Raw genomic sequence first — 17,392 nt, 5'->3', positions numbered from 1 at the left:
AAAATTCCTAGTATCTTGCATTAGAAAATTGGAAATCATGAAACATTTAAAAAATATATTAGCAATAATCGGTTTTATCGTGGTTATCGGTAGCCTTATTTACGCTGCCCAAGAAAATGAAGCATTAAAGAGTGAGCTCTCTGAAAAAACCGAACAAGTTGATAACATGGTTAAAGAGGGTTACCGAATAAGTGCAATTGATATTCCTAAAGATTTAAATTTTGCCGGTGAAAAAGTACCTTTTGATGACCCAGAAGTAATGGAACGCGTGGATCGCGAATTCTTAGTAAACACGTATTGGCAATCTAACGCCCTTTTGTTAATGAAAAGAGCTAATAAGTATTTTCCAATTATTGAACCAATACTTGCAAAAAATAATATACCCGATGACTTTAAGTATTTAGCAGTTGCAGAAAGCGGATTACAAAATGTAGTGTCCCCGGCAGGTGCGACTGGTTTTTGGCAGATTATGCGAGCGACGGGTAAAGAATATGGTTTAGAGGTTAATAGTAATGTGGATGAACGATACCATGTTGAAAAATCTACTCAGGTTGCCTGTGAATATTTGAATAAATGGAAAGATCGTTTTGGTAGTTGGACCTTAACTGCAGCGGCTTATAACGCTGGCCCTGGCGGAATTAGAAAGTATATGGGTATTCAAAAGGTAGACGACTACTACGATTTGCTTTTAGGCGAAGAAACTGGTCGTTATTTATTTAGAATAATGGCGATAAAAGAGATCATTGCGAATCCGGATAAATATGGTTTTGATGTAGAAAATGATGATTTTTATAATGCTGTTCCTACTTTTTCAGTCGAAGTTGATGAACCCGTTACCGACTGGGCTGACTTTGCTAATGAATATGAAATTAATTACAAAATCTTAAAGAGGCATAACCCGTGGTTGAGAGAACCACATTTGAATAATGCTTCTAAAAAGAAGTACACCATTGAAATTCCGAATAAAGGATATTACAGAGAATCTAAATAGAAACAACTTAAATTGTCTTTTAATTAGGAAATGACTGTGGGTTCGGGTCTTATATTTTCTTCATCTGTTGTTGCATCATTTTAATTTGATCTGTCAACATATTGTTTTTATCTAACTTTTTAGCTTCTTGAAGTAGGGTAGTGGCTTCACGTTTTCTGCGTTTTTGCATAGCGATACCAGCTAAACTAAGTTTTGCCATGGCCACATCATAATCCATATTAAGCCCAAGTTTAAGAGCCTTCTTAAAATATTTTTCGGCTGTAGTTAGATTTTTTTGCGAAAAGATAATCCCCTGCAGATAGTTGTAATACCCTTGTTGCTTTGGAGTTAGAGCAGCTTCAGGCTTCTTAATTTTAGTCAACCATTTTTCTGTACCAACCATGTCTTGCTTGCGCATTCGCAGAAATGCCAATAAAATAATCTCATTTCTGAAATACAAAAAGACAAAGATTAAAGAAAGTAAGATTAAAAAAATACCATTACCGATATAACCTTCTATAATTTGATAAACTGCATAACCAATGATAAGAGCGGCAATGACTAGTTTTAAATTTTTATTAAACATTTTCTAGTGTTTTTATAATTTAGCTACCGCACAAAGAAATGCAGTTTTTCTCGGCTTGCAAAGCTACTAAAAACTATTGAAAATTATTTTTGAATAATATTGTCAAAGTAAAAACTCTTTGTATATTTGCGCCCAGATTTTGCGAAGCTATTTGTAATTTCAAATTTAATTAAAGGATTAAAAAATGCCCGGACAAAAAAGAACATATCAGCCTTCAAAAAGGAAAAGAAGAAATAAACATGGGTTTAGAGACCGAATGGCCTCAGCTAATGGAAGAAAAGTTCTTGCTAGAAGAAGAGCAAAGGGAAGAAAAAAATTAACGGTTTCATCTGAACCTCGTCATAAGAAATAATGACTGTAAATAACTTTTTAATAAAGGTGCTACTTTTTCAAGTTTAGCACCTTTTTTTTTGCCGAAATTTGAAAAATTTTGAATAACGAGTAACATTATTAAGAATGCCAAAAAGAGAAGATCTTAAATCAATTTTAATTATAGGTTCTGGCCCAATCATCATTGGTCAGGCATGTGAGTTTGATTATTCCGGTTCCCAGGCTTTGCGATCATTACGTGAAGACGGAATTGAAACTATTTTAATAAATAGTAATCCTGCAACAATAATGACGGATCCCGTCATGGCAGATCATATTTATTTAAAACCACTGAATACCAAATCGATTATTGAAATTCTTAAAAATCATCCACAAATTGATGCTGTTTTACCTACTATGGGTGGGCAAACTGCGCTTAACCTTTGTATAGAAGCTGATGAAAAGGGAATTTGGGAAGATTTTGACGTAGAGATTATCGGAGTTGATATTGATGCTATTAACATAACTGAAGATCGTGAGAAGTTCCGTGAGCTGATGTTAAAAATTGGTATTGGTATGGCTCCTCAAGCCACGGCCACCTCATTCTTAAAAGGAAAAGAAATTGCTCAAGAATTCGGTTTTCCTTTAGTTATTCGTGCTTCTTTTACTCTTGGTGGTGCCGGAGCTTCTATAGTATATGATCCTGAGAAATTTGATGATTTACTAAGCCATGGTTTAGAAGTATCTCCAATTCATGAGGTGATGATTGATAAGGCTTTGATGGGCTGGAAAGAATATGAATTAGAGTTACTCCGTGATAAAAATGATAACGTTGTTATTATTTGTGCTATTGAGAATATGGATCCTATGGGTATTCATACCGGAGATTCCATAACAGTAGCACCTGCAATGACGCTTTCTGATAGAACGTACCAAAGAATGCGTGATATGGCAATTCATATGATGCGAAGTATTGGTGACTTTGCTGGGGGTTGCAATGTTCAATTTGCGGTCAGCCCAGATGAGAAAGAAGATATTATTGCGATAGAAATTAACCCAAGGGTTTCGCGTTCGTCGGCATTAGCTTCTAAAGCTACAGGTTATCCTATTGCCAAAATTGCTGCTAAGTTAGCCATTGGTTATTCACTTGATGAGTTAGATAACCAAATTACAAAGTCAACATCTGCGCTATTTGAACCAACATTAGATTATGTGATTGTAAAGATTCCTCGTTGGAATTTTGATAAGTTCGAAGGCTCTGATAGAACTTTAGGGCTACAGATGAAATCTGTTGGAGAAGTAATGGGAATAGGACGTTCTTTTCAAGAAGCATTGCACAAAGCAACACAATCGCTCGAGATTAAAAGAAATGGATTAGGTGCCGATGGTAAAGGTTATAAAGATTATGATACCATCATTAAAAAACTAACAATACCTAGTTGGGACAGAGTTTTTGTTATTTATGATGCTATACAATTGGGTATACCGCTAACAAGAATTCATGAAATCACTAAAATTGATATGTGGTTCTTAAGACAATATGAAGAACTACATTTTTTAGAAAAAGAAATAGCAAAGTATACTATTGAAAGTTTGCCTAAATCATTGCTTTTAGAAGCAAAGCAAAAAGGGTTTGCTGACCGTCAGATAGCTCACATGCTTGATTGTTACGAGAGTGAGGTTCATAAAAAACGGACTGCTCAAAATATTAATAGGGTTTATAAGCTGGTAGATACTTGTGCTGCTGAGTTTAAAGCGATGACACCCTATTACTATTCTACTTTTGAAGAGGAAATTGAAACTGCTGATGGTACACGTTATGTAGCCAATGATAGTGAAGTTACTGATAGAAAGAAAATTGTTGTTTTGGGTTCAGGTCCTAACCGTATTGGTCAAGGTATTGAGTTTGATTATTGTTGTGTTCATGGTGTTCTTGCTGCTGCTGAATGTGGTTACGAGACTATTATGATCAATTGTAACCCTGAAACAGTTTCAACTGATTTTGATACTGCTGATAAACTTTATTTTGAACCTGTATTTTGGGAACACATTTACGACATCATTCTACATGAAAAACCAGAAGGTGTAATTGTGCAATTAGGTGGGCAAACAGCTTTAAAACTTGCTGAAAAGTTATCTAAGTATGGAATTAAGATTATCGGTACCACTTTTGAATCTTTAGATTTAGCTGAAGATCGTGGTAGTTTCTCAACTTTATTAAAAGAGAATAATATTCCTTATCCACGATTTGGTGTTGCTGAAAGTGCGGACGAAGCTTTAAAATTATCTGATGAACTAGGTTTTCCACTATTGGTGAGACCTTCTTATGTCTTAGGTGGTCAGGGCATGAAAATAGTCATCAACAAAGAAGATTTAGAAGCTCATGTAGTAGACTTATTGCGCAGCATACCTAATAACAAACTATTACTAGATCATTATTTAGATGGTGCTATTGAGGCTGAGGCCGATGCAATCTGTGATGGTGAAGATGTGTATATTATTGGTATCATGGAACATATTGAACCATGTGGTATTCACTCTGGTGACTCTAATGCAACATTACCTCCATTTAATTTAGGTGAGTTTGTAATGCAGCAAATAAAAGACCACACTAAAAAAATTGCGCTGGCATTAAATACTGTTGGCTTAATTAATATTCAATTTGCAGTGAAAGATGATACGGTGTATATCATTGAAGCAAACCCTAGAGCCTCTAGAACGGTTCCTTTTATTGCCAAGGCTTATAAAGAGCCTTATGTAAATTATGCTACCAAAGTAATGTTAGGTGAAAAGAAAGTCAAGGACTTCAACTTTAACCCTCAATTAGAAGGTTACGCAATTAAACAACCGGTATTCTCTTTTAATAAATTCCCTAATGTAAATAAGAACTTAGGACCTGAAATGAAAAGTACTGGGGAAAGCATCTTGTTTATTGATAGTTTAAAAGATGATGATTTTTATAACCTATACTCAAGACGTAAAATGTACTTGAGTAAATAATGGCTAATAGTCTTAAGTATTAAAACCCGGCCTATAAACTCGTTTATAGGGTGGGTTTTGTTTTATGTAGTACTATATTCTATTGCTAATGCACATTATAGTATCGTCAATATTTATTGGTGGTGTAGAAATCTTGTAGAGAATTATTCCGGAAACTGGAGCTTTAAATTCTGAAATTACCACCCCAAATTCGTCAGTAATTTGACCAACAATATCCCCTTCTTTTACAGTGTCTCCTGCCTTATACTTACTGTAAAAAATTCCTTTATTGTTAGATCTGATATAGGTCTGATTATTTAATTTGATAATACTTTTTAAAGGCTCAATGTCGCTATTATACATTTCCATTTGGTTAAGCATACTATAAACCCCTCTTTTTATGAGCACCACAGCATCTTTTTGAACATTACCCAATTTCCCCGATTCTATACTCAATGCAATTTTACCGTCTTGCGCTGCTTGTTTAAAAACATACTTCGCTGGTTCATCATCTTTTAAAGTATAGGCATAAGAAACTACGTATTCAAAACCACTAGTTTCTGATAGTTGTTTTGCCTTCAAAGTTTGTTCTGGCCTTTTTTTATTGCGGTAATAACAAATAAACGGCATCAAATCTTCAGCAGCGCCACCGCCATGAATATCAAGAAATACGTCACTAAGCGGAATTATCTTTGTTTTGAAATAATCTGCAATTTTATACGTGATGGAACCATTTGATTTACCTGGTAATGCACCATTCAAATTGACTTTGTCCTGAGGATTCATTAGTGGTGTTCGGGAGAAAAAAGAACCAGTATTTGCTATAGGCACGACTATCAAAGTGCCCGATAACCTATCAATATCAATTTCTTTTAAAAATTCTTGAGTTGCAATAATTGGAGGATACTCATAACCATGCACACCAGCAACGATTGTAAAAGTTGGACCTTCCTTTTTTCCTTTAATAATTGATATGGGTAAATGGCCTTGATTGTTTTGTGAGTCACTGAATTTAATTCGAATATTACTTACTGAAGGTCTGGTTTGATTTTCAACTATTGATTGAAAATCGTCTTGTGCAAACCCCAAACTAGTCGAAAATATGATAAGAAAAATGGTTAGATTTTTAAACATTGTTAATCTAATTTACAATTTGTTCTTTTAAAGATTTTAAGCTTCCCATTCTGTATGAAAAACACCTTCTCTATCAGTTCGCTCATAAGTATGAGACCCAAAATAATCACGTTGCCCTTGAATTAGGTTTAATGGTAATTTAGAAGAAGTGTAGGCATCAAAATAAGTTAAAGAGTTTGAAAGTCCAGGCAATGGAATACCATTGGTTGCACCGTAAGCTACTAACTCTCTAGTTTCATCAACCGTACTTTGCACTTTATCTACGAAAGCTTGAGATAATAATAGATTTGGTAACTCTTTATCAGCTTTAAATGCATCTGTTATATCTGCCAAGAGTCGCGCTCTAATAATACACCCAGCTCTCCAAATTTTAGCTATCTCTGCTAATTCTAGTTCGTAACCATATTCTTTTGAAGCATCTGCCAATTGATGCATACCTTGGGCATACGCCATTATAAAAGCGAAGTACAAGGCTTTTTCTGCTTTTGCAACCAATGAGCCTTTAACAACGGTTTCAGGACTAGGTCTGTCATATAGTTTATCAGCTTTTATACGTTCCTCTTTTAAAGCGGAGATTTCTCGCATACTTACTGCAATATCAATGGTTGGAACTGGAATACCCAAATCCATTGCATTTTGAGAAGTCCATTTTCCAGTGCCTTTTTGTTTCGCTTTATCAAGAATCATATCGACCAAATCACCATCTGTAAGTTCATCTTTTTGAGCCAATATTTCTGAAGTAATTTCCACTAAGAATGATTGCAAACGTCCTTCGTTCCATTCAGCAAATGTTTGATGTAATTCTTGATTGTTTAATCCGCCAGCTTTTTTGAGTAAATCATAAATTTCAGAAGTGAGCTGCATTAGTCCATATTCAATGCCATTGTGAACCATTTTTACATAGTTTCCAGCGGATTTAGGTCCTAAATAGGTGACGCAAGGTTCGCCATTATATTTTGCAGAAACTGCCTCAAATATTGGTTTTACATGTTGATATGCTTCACGCGACCCTCCTGGCATAATACTCGGTCCTTTACGAGCACCTTTAGCACCACCAGAAACTCCTGCTCCAAAAAAGTTAATACCTTTCTTTTTTAAATAAGATTCTCTTCGGTCCGTATCAGTAAAAAATGAATTACCACCATCAATGATAATATCTCCTTCATGTAACATTGGTAGTAAACTTTCAATAACCACATCCACAATTTTACCCGCAGGTACCAAAAGCATAATTTTTCTTGGAGTGCTCAAGGCATTGACAAAAGTTTTGGCATCAGTACTGGCATTCACTTTGTTTGAATCACCACCTTCTTCGATTAAAGCATTGACTTTTTCTTCATCCAGATCATTACCAAAAGCAGTAAACCCATTGTCTGCAACATTAAGAATAAAGTTTCTACCCATTACTCCAAGCCCTACCAATCCAAAATCATATGTATTTGCCATAACTATGTATAAATTAAGTCTACGCTAAGTACGTATTTTCTATTAAGAGCTACCTAAAATAAACGTTATATTCGTTATGCTCAAATAAAGGAGCGCGTAACTCATGAAAAAAACAGCTAATCAACTTCTTGTTATTTTTGGAGCTTCAGGGGATTTAACAGCGAGAAAATTGGTGCCCTCATTATTTAATCTTTACATTGCTAGGCAGTTACCAGAAAATTTTGTGGTTTTAGGAGCTAGTCGTAGCGATATGACAGACAAAGATTTTCGCAATCGAGTTGTTTTAGAAAGCAAATATTTAAAACCTCGACTTGAGGACTTAAAAGAAAATTATATTCAGGGCTTTTCAGATAAGTTTTTTTATGAAGATTTAGGTGGCGATTATGATACCCATTATGACCGTTTGAGAAAACGTGTAGAAGATTTAAATAACAAGTATCATACTGAAGGAAATATCATTTATTACCTCTCGACTCCTCCAACTTTATATGAGACGATAGCAAGTAGATTGGCCGAAGTTGAATTAAATAAAGAAAACCTAGGTTGGAAAAGACTTATTGTTGAAAAACCTTTTGGTTACAGTTTAGAAACGGCAAAAGCACTAAATAATGGACTTCAAAAATATTTTTCAGAATCTCAAATTTATCGTATTGATCATTATTTAGGGAAAGAAACTGTGCAAAACCTTTTAGTAACGCGATTTGCAAATACCATTTTTGAACCCTTATGGAATCGAAATTATATTCATCATGTTGAGATAACAAACGCTGAAAGTGTTGGGGTAGAGAAACGAGGAGGATACTATGATAAGTCAGGAGCTTTAAGAGATATGTTCCAAAATCACCTATTGCAAATTGTATCATTAATTGTAATGGAACCTCCAATAGGCGATGAACCTGAAGAAATTCGAAATGAAAAGGTAAAAGCATTAAAGTCTCTCCGAATCATGAAGAATGACAAAGAACTTCATGATAACACCATTAGAGCCCAGTATATGGATTCTACCATCAATGGTGAGAAGGTTAAAGGATATCGTCAAGAGGAAGGAGTGGATAAAAATTCTACAACAGAAACTTATGCTGCGATTAAGTTTTTTGTAGACAATTGGAGGTGGAAAGATGTTCCATTTTATGTGCGTACTGCAAAGAGAATGCCTACGAAAGTTACTGAAGTTGTTATTCATTTTAAATCACCACACCATCATATATTTCAGAATTCCGGTGTGAATAACAAGGATAATAAACTCATCATTAGAATTCAACCTGATGAGGGTATTCTCATGAAATTTGGAGTCAAAGTTCCCGGTCAAGGCTTTAAAGTAGAGCGTGCAAATCTTGACTTTTACTATTCAAGTTTAGCACAAACCCATGTAATGGAGGCTTATGAAAGACTATTATTAGACTGCATGCAAGGCGATGCTACTTTGTATGCTCGAGCTGATGAAGTTGAAGCTGCTTGGGAATTTGTTGATCCTATTTTAAAATATTGGGAAACCGGAGACGATGTTCGAATGTATGGCTATGCAGCTGGTGTTTGGGGTCCTGAAAATGCAGATGAATTAATAGAAGGAATCGGATATTGGCGTAATCCTAGTTCAAATTTAGCAGATGACCCAGGGTACTGTGTTATTTGTTAGGAGTGAGTCATTAGGTGTAATTCAAGGTCATACTTTCGAATTGAAGTTAATTGAAGTATAAGACAAGACGCAAAACAGCTAGTACTAGTAATGGAAAACAAGATTTACAAGGATAAAAAGATGGTTGCCGAGGCATTTTCAGATTATTTTGCCGATTTAGTCGAAGATAAAGTACAATTTCATGTTGCCTTATCAGGCGGAAGTACACCGAAGTTGATTTTTGACGTTTTAGCCACGAAATACGGAAATCAAATCGATTGGTCAAAGATCAATTTTTATTGGGGAGATGAGCGCTGCGTTCCTCCTACCGATGATCAAAGTAATTTTAAGATGACTTTTGAGCATTTATTTTCTAAAATAAATGTTCCAAAAGAAAATATTCATCGTGTTTTAGGTGAAAATGACCCTCAAGGTGAAGCTATGCGTTATGCCAACCTTTTGGAGATAAATCTAGATAGAGTAAATAGTATTCCTCAGTTTGATTTGGTCTTACTAGGTATGGGTGATGATGGGCATACAGCTTCTATTTTTCCTCATGAAATAGACTTATGGCATTCTGAAGACCATTGTGTTGTTGCCCTACATCCTGAATCAGGTCAAAAGCGGGTATCCATCAATGGAAAGGTCATTAACCAAGCAAAAGAAGTCGTTTTTTTAGTTACTGGAAGTGGAAAAGCTGAAAAGGTTGAGGAAATACATAACCAAAAAGAAGATTATAAAAAATACCCCGCTTCATTGGTAATTCCTGAATCTGGTAAGTTGATTTGGTTTATGGATGAAGAAGCTGCTGCACTAATCTAAATCCATTTTTACATTTTCATTTTCAAGGTATTCTAAATATTCTTCAACTTTAAAGTTTTTAGTGTCGTATTTTGAATCACGTTTGAAAGCAGATAATTTTCGTTCTTTACTTCTTGCGAAACGACGCATTCCCTGTTTGTCTTTAATAATCAATCCTGGGACTGGAAGATTTTTACCACCTTCGCCTTTTGCCACCATGGTGAAATATGACGAATTACAATGCTTTGTATCACCAGTAGTTACATTTTCAGATTCAACGCGTACCCCAACAACCATTGAAGTTCTACCCGTAAAATTAATAGATGCTCGGAGGGTAACCAACTCGCCTACTTCAATCGGATTCAAAAAATCTACTCGGTTCACTGAGGCAGTTACACAATAGGCTTGAGAATGCTTTGAGGCACAAGCGAAGGCTATTTGATCCATTAGGCTTAGTATATGACCGCCATGAACCTTTCCACCAAAATTAGAATGAGAAGGAAGCATGAGCTCTGTAATAGATAGCCGAGATTCTTTGGCAGTTTTAAACTTTTTAATCTTGGCTCCCAAAATGTGGTGATTTTTCAGGTTCTACTTCGATGATAAAATACTTGGTGTCTCCTAACCAAAAAAAGGTCGAATAGCGCTCTTTATAGGTTACTTTGACATATTTACCTTGTAAATCTTTAAGGTTTTGAATGACTTCAACTTTGCTATCTTCTACTGAAAATTCAAAAATTTGAGCTCCTGAGATACCTTGACTAATTTCACCTTCCCAAGTTTTAGCCAACACCCCTTTTCTACTGAATTTTATCAATTCACCTGAACGATATCCTTCGCTAAATGGCACATAATATACAAAAGCAAAGTACGCTGCTATGGCCAAAATGACCACTGTTATTAAAATAAAGAGAAACTTACGCATTTACATTTCTAATTTAGATTGTTCAAAATCGTCTTCTTCTGCTCGTTTTATTATCGGCTCTGGGATAGACTTTTTTGCTTTGGCTCCCATTTTTTTCAATTTTTCAATGCTGACAACTATATTTCCACGCCCATCTACTAGCTTATTCATAGCTCCACGATATTCCGTTTTAGCCTCATCCATTTTTTTGCCGACTTTGGTTAAATCAGTAACAAACCCCTCAAATTTATCATAAAGCGCACCAGCCTGTCGAGCTATTTCAATGGCATTTTTTTGTTGCTTTTCATTATTCCACATCGTATCAATAGTTCGTAGGGTAGCTAAAAGGGTAGATGGGGTAACAATAACAATATTTTGTTCAAATGCTCTATTATACAAAGAATTATCTTGGTTAATGGCCACTGCAAAGGCGGGTTCTATTGGTACAAAAAGTAATACAAAATCGGGACTCTCCATTTCATATAGATCTTCATACTTTTTAGCCGAAAGTTGTTCTACGTGTTTACGTAATGAGTTGATATGGTCTTTTAAGTGTTTTTGTTTAAACTCTTCATCAGCGTTTACATATCGCTCATAATCGGTTAGTGAAACCTTAGAATCCACTACCATTTTTTTGCCATCCGGTAAATTGATGATTACATCAGGCAATACTCTAGAACCATCGGCCAATTGAAAACTTTGTTGAACACTATATTCACGGTCTTTTTCCAAACCAGATTTTTCTAGGACACGTTCTAAAACCAATTCTCCCCAATTACCCTGCATTTTGCTATCTCCTTTAAGGGCTTTCGTTAAATTTTCAGCTTCTTGGGTAATCTTTAGATTTTGATTTTGGAGATTTAATAATTGTTCTTTTAAAGCAGAATGGATGGTGATGTTTTCCTTTTGTGTGTCTTCAACTTTCTTTTCAAATTCTTTAATCTTCTTATCAAGAGGCGTTAAAATATTTTCAATGTTTAATTTATTCTGTTTTGTAAACTTCTCGCTCTTTTCATCCAGAATTTTATTCGCTAAATTTTCAAATTCTTTAGTGAACTTTTCTTGTAACTTTTCTACTTCTTCTTTCTGTTCCTTATTTGCTTGTTCTAGATTACTATTGATAGCTTCAAGACGAACATAGTCTTGACCTAGTTTTTCTTTTGCTAATTGAATTTGTTTATTTTCTTCATCATTAGTTAAAAGCTGATTATTCAAAGTACGAACAGAAATGTTTAACTGCCTATTTTCCGCCTCTAATTCACTTAAACCAGACTTTGTTTTGAGCTTTTGGATATATATTCCTAAAAGTGCCCCTAAACCAAGACAAAGCAATGCAATAAGTATAGTAATCAAATCAGTACTCATAATAATTTTTCTAAGGATAAAGATAATAGATTCGGATGCAAACAAATGTTACTAAGGCAGACTACTTATTAACTTTAAAAGAACCAGAATTTGCATCAAATGTAACCATGTCAGTAGGAAAAACGTTTTCAAACGCTCCAGAAGAGATAAGCTCACAGGGCTCATTAAACGGGTTTTCTATGCCGTCAATAATTAAAATTTTATCAGCAAGTTGAATAGCCAAATCAATTTCATGAGTTGTAAAGACAATTGTTTTCTGCTGTTCTTGGACTAACTGTTTTAAGAGTTTTAATATTTGAACCTTATGGTATAAATCTAAATGTGTTGTTGGTTCATCTAGTAAAATTAATGGAGTGTCTTGAGCCTGAGCCCTTGCTATTAAGACACGTTGTAATTGACCATCACTTATTTCATGACATTTACGGTTTATAAATGGCTCTAATTCTAAGGCAGCAATACACTCGTCAATAAATTCTGAATCAGCTTTAGACAAAGACCCCATCCAATTTGTGTAGGGCTGTCTGCCTAATGTGATCAGCTCTTTAACAGTTAAGTTTTTAGAAGCAATATTTTCAGTTAAAACTAAACTCATTTGTTTTGCAACTTCAATGGGAGAATACTTCTCCAACTCTTTATTTTGAATTTTTATGATTCCTCCAAGTTTATTTTGAATGTTCCCTAGTGTTCTCAATAAAGTAGATTTACCAATACCATTAACACCTATTATTGCGCATAGCTCCCCAGGTTGTAATGAAAATGTAATTTCATTGGCAATGGTATTGTTTTTATAACCGATTTTCAAGTTATGGACAGCAATGGTATTTAGGTCTGTAGTAATCATTTTAGAAAAACAATTTTCGTTTTTTAACTAGTAGCCAAATAACTACTGGTCCACCAATAATAGAAGTAATGGCATTAATCGGAATTACATTGACCGAATTAGGTAATTGTGCTATGCAATCACATAATAACATCAAAATTCCACCATATAAGAAAACGGCAGGTAACAAAACACGATGTTCCATGGTATTGAAAAATTGCCGAGTTAAATGAGGTACAGCAAGCCCCACAAAGGCTATAGGTCCGGCAAAGGCTGTAATAGACCCAGCCAACAGCCCAGTTGATAGAATGATTAAAAACTTTGATTTTTTAACTGAAATGCCCAAACTCTTGGCATAATTTTCACCTAACAATAAGGCATTTAAATTCTTTAACGATAACAAAGCAAGAAGCAACCCAACTACTAAAGTAATAGCTAAAATAATAAGTTGTTCCCAAGATAGATTGCCGACAGAGCCGTAAGACCAAAAAATAAAACGTTGTAGTTGTTCTGCTGGTGAAAAATAAGCCAATACACTAACTATTGCTCCGGTAATACTACCAAACATTAAGCCTATTATTAAAAGGGCCATGGTATCACGAACCCGATTCGCAACAACCATTACAACGGCTAGGACTAAAAAACTCCCTATACTAGCTGCTACAGCTAAAGAAAAATCACTTAAAAATTGAAAAGTGGCAAAACCAGATAATAGGCTAGCTCCCATTATCATTAAAGCAGCTCCTAAACTGGCACCAGAACTTATGCCTAGAACAAAAGGGCCTGCTAGAGGATTTCTAAATAAAGTTTGCATTAAAAGCCCGCTAACCGCTAAACCACCACCAACTAAAATTGCTGTCAGTGCTTTTGGAATCCGATAGTTTAAAATAATATACTCCCAAGAAGTTGTTTTTAACGTTCCTCCAAAAAGCACTTTTAAAGTATCTGTAAATGGAATTGAAACACTACCTAAACTTATATTCAAAAGCATACTAAACAATAGCATAATTGTCAGCACTGAAAACCATTTTTTATAAGATCCTAATGAATTTGTCATTCTAAGGCTTTAAAGAAATATGGTATGTAATTTGGTTGCAATTCTGGATGAAAAATATGAACCAAGTCTTTCAATACTATGTCAGGTCGCTGGGGGGCAAGCTCGAAATATAATAGTCCACCGGTGGGCCCTTTTGTGGCCGAATAGGTAAACAACTTTTTTTTATTGTAGGCATTGAATTTGATATAATGAGTATTGGCATTAGCTAAATTTTCATAGGTTGTAAATTGAGATGGAGCAATCCAATAATCAGCTTTTTGACCTTTTTCAAGAACAGCTTCTATACTTAAAGCAAGGCTTCCTGTTCCTTTTGTTTCTGCCCACAGATAATTTGTGTTCGCATCCGCCAAAAACTGGGATGCCCAACTTTCACCTGCAGGTAAATACCATACATCTTTATATAGCGCACCACTCATCACTGTTGGTTTTTTATTACTTGTTTTAGCCAGTTCTTTAATTTGGTGATATGAATTTGCAATTGTTTTAAAAATACTATCAGCCTCTTTTTCTTTTTGAAGCAAGACACCAAAGAATTTTATCCATTCTGCCTTGCCTAGTGGAGTCTGTTCGGTCCAGTCACCATTAAATAGTATAGGAATTCCTGATTTTTGAAGGAGCTCATAGGTGGTATTTTGATTATCAATAGCAAACCCTACCAAGGCATCAGGATTCATTTCTAAAACCATCTCGGTATTCAATGTTTCATTTGATCCTAAATCTATAATTTTCTTTGCATTTATAAGCTGCCTAGCTGGCATTGAAGATATATAGTCGGTGTCTGGAAAACCTTTTAATTTATCTAAACCACCTAAACTCTCCAATGCAGGAATATGTGTGGTAGAAGTTACCACAAGATTTTCGATAGGGGTTGTTATTATCGCATCATAAAAGTCTTTGGATACAGAAATTTTTTCTAAAGTTTCTTTAGGAACAAAAGCATATCTAAAACTATGTTTTGCATTTGGCCAAGGATTTGTCACAGAAACAACAGTAAAATCACCTTCTCTATCAATACTAAAACCTTTTGCATATTGAACACTGCCGTTGTGCTGTCCATTATTGGCTTCGATTGTCTTAGCGTCTTTTTTACAGGAGGCTACTGTTAGTATTAATAAACTACTCCAAATTGCTTTAATGAAGATACTTTTCATGATTTCAAAAATAGGGTATTTAACTTATGTGATAAGGTTAAACAAAATGATTAGCTTCGCAGCGAAATTTGGTTCATATAAATCATCTTATATGATTAAAAGGGAATTTAGTGAGAAACTAGAGCTGTTCCCGCAACTGTGAGTATATGTCGAATTTTTCGGCATCTTGCTAGACTAAGCAAGTTGTATTTGCTTCAGACCACTGCTAGTTATTTCTAGTGGGAAGGTTAAATACAAATTACAAGCCAGGAGACCTGCCAATTTCGAACGATTAATGTTAAACTTTCGGGATAAAAGTTTGCGTAGGGATTCCTATGGCTCTTCCGAGTAATTAAAATTAAAATGAAAAAAGTAGTAATAGGGTTTTTAGCCCTAAGTAATTTTTGCGTGTCTTTAATCGCACAAGAACAAGACTCAGTACGAGTTCAAATCCTTGATGAAGTTGTGGTTAGTGATTCTCGTTTTGCACTTAAGCGAGAGTACTCGGGTAAAACCGTTATTAAAATTAGTGCGGAAGAAATAGCCCAGAATCGAGGTAGGTCAGTAGCGGAGCTTATTAATTCTAAAAGTGGGATTGAAATTAACGGTAGTAGGAGTGTAGCAGGTCAGAATTTAGGTTATTTCATAAGAGGTGGTAATAACCGACAGGTTTTAGTTATAATAGATGGAATTCAGGTGAACGACCCTTCACAAATAGCTAATGATTTTGATTTAAGGTTATTAGATTTAAACAGCATTGCGAATATTGAAATTATAAAAGGTTCTGCCAGTACACTTTATGGTAATGCAGCTGCAACAGCAGTAATTAGTATTACGACTAAAAATGCATCAAAAGAAAAGGTAGCTTTGAGTGTTAATTCAGTGGTTGGGACCAATGCATCGCAAAATGAAGATAATAAAACCTTGTCCAATTTTAACAATGCTATAAATTTAAACGGGACAATTGATAAGCTGACCTATATGGTAGGGTTTGCTACTCAATATACCGATGGACTCTCGGCTGCCTCTGGTGTTAATACCGAAAAAGACCCATTTTCTCGACTTAATACCAATATGAAAATAGGATATAAATTCTCAGAAGCTCTTGATTTAAAGGTGTTCGGAAGTTTTGATAAGATCAAAAATGATATTGATGGTTTTCCAGCTCCGTTATTTCAGTTTGCTGATACCAATGATGAATCTATTTCTGAGCAACTGAGATTTGCCGTTGCACCTACCTACACATATGAAAACGGAAGTATCTCTATAAATGCAAGCATGACCAGTATTGATAGGGAAACCAAATCAGATTTTCCTTCAGTATTTGAATCAAAAGGGTATAGTCTTGATATTTTCAATAAATATGTATTTGCCGACAAATTGTACACGATTGTTGGTTTTAACTATCAGCAAAACGAAACTCTTTTTGCCGAGGAAGTTAGTTATACCAATAGTGACCCATATGCCAATTTCGTTTATGTCTCTGATTTTGGTTTGAACTTGAACGTTGGAGCACGATTAAACAACCACAGCGAGTACGGAAGTCAATTTACCTATAATTTTAACCCTTCTTATTCTTTTGATTTGGGTAAGGGGTATGGTAAGTTTTTAGCTTCATACAGTACCTCTTTCATCGCTCCTAGTTTGTTTCAATTATTTGATGGGACTTTTGGAAATCCAGACCTGCAGGCTGAAGATAATAGAACATTAGAAGGTGGTTTTGAATGGAATCTTGGAAAAACGTTGCGTGTTAGCGGTCTTTACTTTAACCGAAACGAAACAAATACTGTTATTTTTACCACTATAGATCCAGTTAATTTTATTTCGCAATATACCAATGCCGAAGGAGACGCTAAAATACAAGGAGCAGAACTAGAAGTAGCTTCTGAATTGATTTCAGGATTACAACTTTCTGCGAATTACACCTTCACAGAATTAAAGGAGGGCAATCGGGTAAGATTACCAAAACATAGGGCGAATGCAAATTTGAATTACCAATTTTCAGATAAGACTAATTCGACTTTAACTTATCAATACGTTGGTAGTAGAGAAGATACTGATTTTAGCACCTTTCAAAATGTAGAACTTGATGCTTACTCTTTAATAGACCTTTACATAGGCCATCGATTTAAAAACAATAAACTGAAGTTGTTTGTTAACATCACCAACATCTTTAATGAAGATTATCAAGAAATTATTGGGTATAGTACCAGGGGTAGAAACTATAATTTGGGTCTCAATATTAATCTTTAAATAGTTGGCCCACATTCTTGAAT

General features: G+C 34.9%; 15 protein-coding genes and 1 riboswitch. Of the genes, 6 read left to right on the top strand and 9 right to left on the bottom strand.

The genetic code is table 11. The features are described from left to right. Positions 1-37 precede the first annotated feature (37 nt). Positions 38-991, top strand: coding sequence for a lytic transglycosylase domain-containing protein (locus RM542_RS09450; protein WP_311385499.1), 954 nt, complete (start codon positions 38-40; stop codon positions 989-991). A 49-nt stretch (positions 992-1,040) separates the two neighbouring features. Here RM542_RS09450 and RM542_RS09445 read toward each other — a convergent pair whose 3' ends face one another. Further along, positions 1,041-1,556, bottom strand: coding sequence for a DUF2892 domain-containing protein (locus RM542_RS09445; RefSeq protein ID WP_311385498.1), 516 nt, complete (start codon positions 1,554-1,556; stop codon positions 1,041-1,043). A gap of 184 nt (positions 1,557-1,740) precedes the next feature. Between RM542_RS09445 and rpmH the strand changes: the two genes are divergently transcribed. Both rpmH and carB read left to right on the top strand, forming a co-directional pair. After that, positions 1,741-1,908, top strand: a complete 168-nt coding sequence (gene rpmH / locus RM542_RS09440) for a 50S ribosomal protein L34 (protein WP_311385497.1) — start codon at positions 1,741-1,743, stop codon at positions 1,906-1,908. A gap of 104 nt (positions 1,909-2,012) precedes the next feature. After that, positions 2,013-4,865, top strand: coding sequence for a carbamoyl-phosphate synthase large subunit (gene carB, locus RM542_RS09435; RefSeq protein ID WP_311385496.1), 2,853 nt, complete (start codon positions 2,013-2,015; stop codon positions 4,863-4,865). Positions 4,866-4,937: 72 nt separating this feature from the next. Here the strand turns inward: carB and RM542_RS09430 are convergent, their stop codons facing one another. Further along, positions 4,938-5,978 (bottom strand): succinylglutamate desuccinylase/aspartoacylase family protein, encoded by a 1,041-nt coding sequence (locus RM542_RS09430; protein ID WP_311385495.1) that lies wholly within the window; start codon positions 5,976-5,978, stop codon positions 4,938-4,940. A 36-nt stretch (positions 5,979-6,014) separates the two neighbouring features. Continuing rightward, on the bottom strand, positions 6,015-7,424 hold the full coding sequence (gene gndA / locus RM542_RS09425; protein WP_311385494.1) for an NADP-dependent phosphogluconate dehydrogenase: 1,410 nt from the start codon (positions 7,422-7,424) through the stop codon (positions 6,015-6,017). A gap of 103 nt (positions 7,425-7,527) precedes the next feature. Here gndA and zwf point away from each other — a divergent pair, with 103 nt between their 5' ends. Together zwf and pgl are read left to right on the top strand one after the other, a co-directional pair. Continuing rightward, on the top strand, positions 7,528-9,060 hold the full coding sequence (zwf, locus tag RM542_RS09420) for a glucose-6-phosphate dehydrogenase (RefSeq protein WP_311385493.1): 1,533 nt from the start codon (positions 7,528-7,530) through the stop codon (positions 9,058-9,060). Positions 9,061-9,150: 90 nt separating this feature from the next. Then, entirely contained in the window at positions 9,151-9,861 is a 711-nt protein-coding gene (gene pgl / locus RM542_RS09415; protein ID WP_311385492.1) for a 6-phosphogluconolactonase, read from the top strand. Here the strand turns inward: pgl and RM542_RS09410 are convergent. From RM542_RS09410 to RM542_RS09385, 6 genes are all read right to left on the bottom strand, one after another. After that, a complete protein-coding gene (locus RM542_RS09410) occupies positions 9,853-10,398 on the bottom strand; it encodes an acyl-CoA thioesterase (protein WP_311385642.1) in 546 nt (181 codons plus the stop codon). The two genes, pgl and RM542_RS09410, sit on opposite strands and share 9 nt — an antisense overlap. Beyond that, the gene (locus tag RM542_RS09405) at positions 10,394-10,765 is read right to left on the bottom strand and encodes a 6-phosphogluconate dehydrogenase (protein ID WP_311385491.1); all 372 of its coding nucleotides are present in this window, start codon (positions 10,763-10,765) and stop codon (positions 10,394-10,396) included. Before RM542_RS09405 ends, RM542_RS09410 begins: the two co-directional genes overlap by 5 nt. Continuing rightward, entirely contained in the window at positions 10,766-12,109 is a 1,344-nt protein-coding gene (locus RM542_RS09400) for a DNA recombination protein RmuC (RefSeq protein WP_311385490.1), read from the bottom strand. A gap of 61 nt (positions 12,110-12,170) precedes the next feature. Continuing rightward, entirely contained in the window at positions 12,171-12,950 is a 780-nt protein-coding gene (locus RM542_RS09395) for an ABC transporter ATP-binding protein (RefSeq protein WP_311385489.1), read from the bottom strand. Between the two features lies 1 nt (position 12,951). Further along, complete coding sequence (locus tag RM542_RS09390; RefSeq protein ID WP_311385488.1) at positions 12,952-13,986, bottom strand: iron ABC transporter permease; 1,035 nt, start codon at positions 13,984-13,986, stop codon at positions 12,952-12,954. Beyond that, positions 13,983-15,137 carry an ABC transporter substrate-binding protein gene (locus tag RM542_RS09385; protein WP_311385487.1) on the bottom strand — a complete coding sequence of 385 codons (1,155 nt, stop codon included), beginning with the start codon at positions 15,135-15,137 and terminating at the stop codon, positions 13,983-13,985. The genes RM542_RS09390 and RM542_RS09385 overlap by 4 nt, the downstream gene beginning before the upstream one ends. Positions 15,138-15,189: 52 nt before the next feature. Beyond that, positions 15,190-15,414: riboswitch (cobalamin riboswitch) on the top strand. A 65-nt stretch (positions 15,415-15,479) separates the two neighbouring features. Between RM542_RS09385 and RM542_RS09380 the strand changes: the two genes are divergently transcribed. Then, a complete protein-coding gene (locus tag RM542_RS09380) occupies positions 15,480-17,369 on the top strand; it encodes a TonB-dependent receptor domain-containing protein (RefSeq protein WP_311385486.1) in 1,890 nt (629 codons plus the stop codon). Positions 17,370-17,392 lie beyond the last annotated feature (23 nt).

This window comes from Croceitalea sp. P059, from assembly GCF_031846365.1.
GTDB classification, from domain to species: domain Bacteria; phylum Bacteroidota; class Bacteroidia; order Flavobacteriales; family Flavobacteriaceae; genus Croceitalea; species Croceitalea vernalis.
The sequence above is the reverse complement of the archived record's forward strand: the minus strand, read 5'-3'. Positions and strand labels throughout refer to the sequence as shown.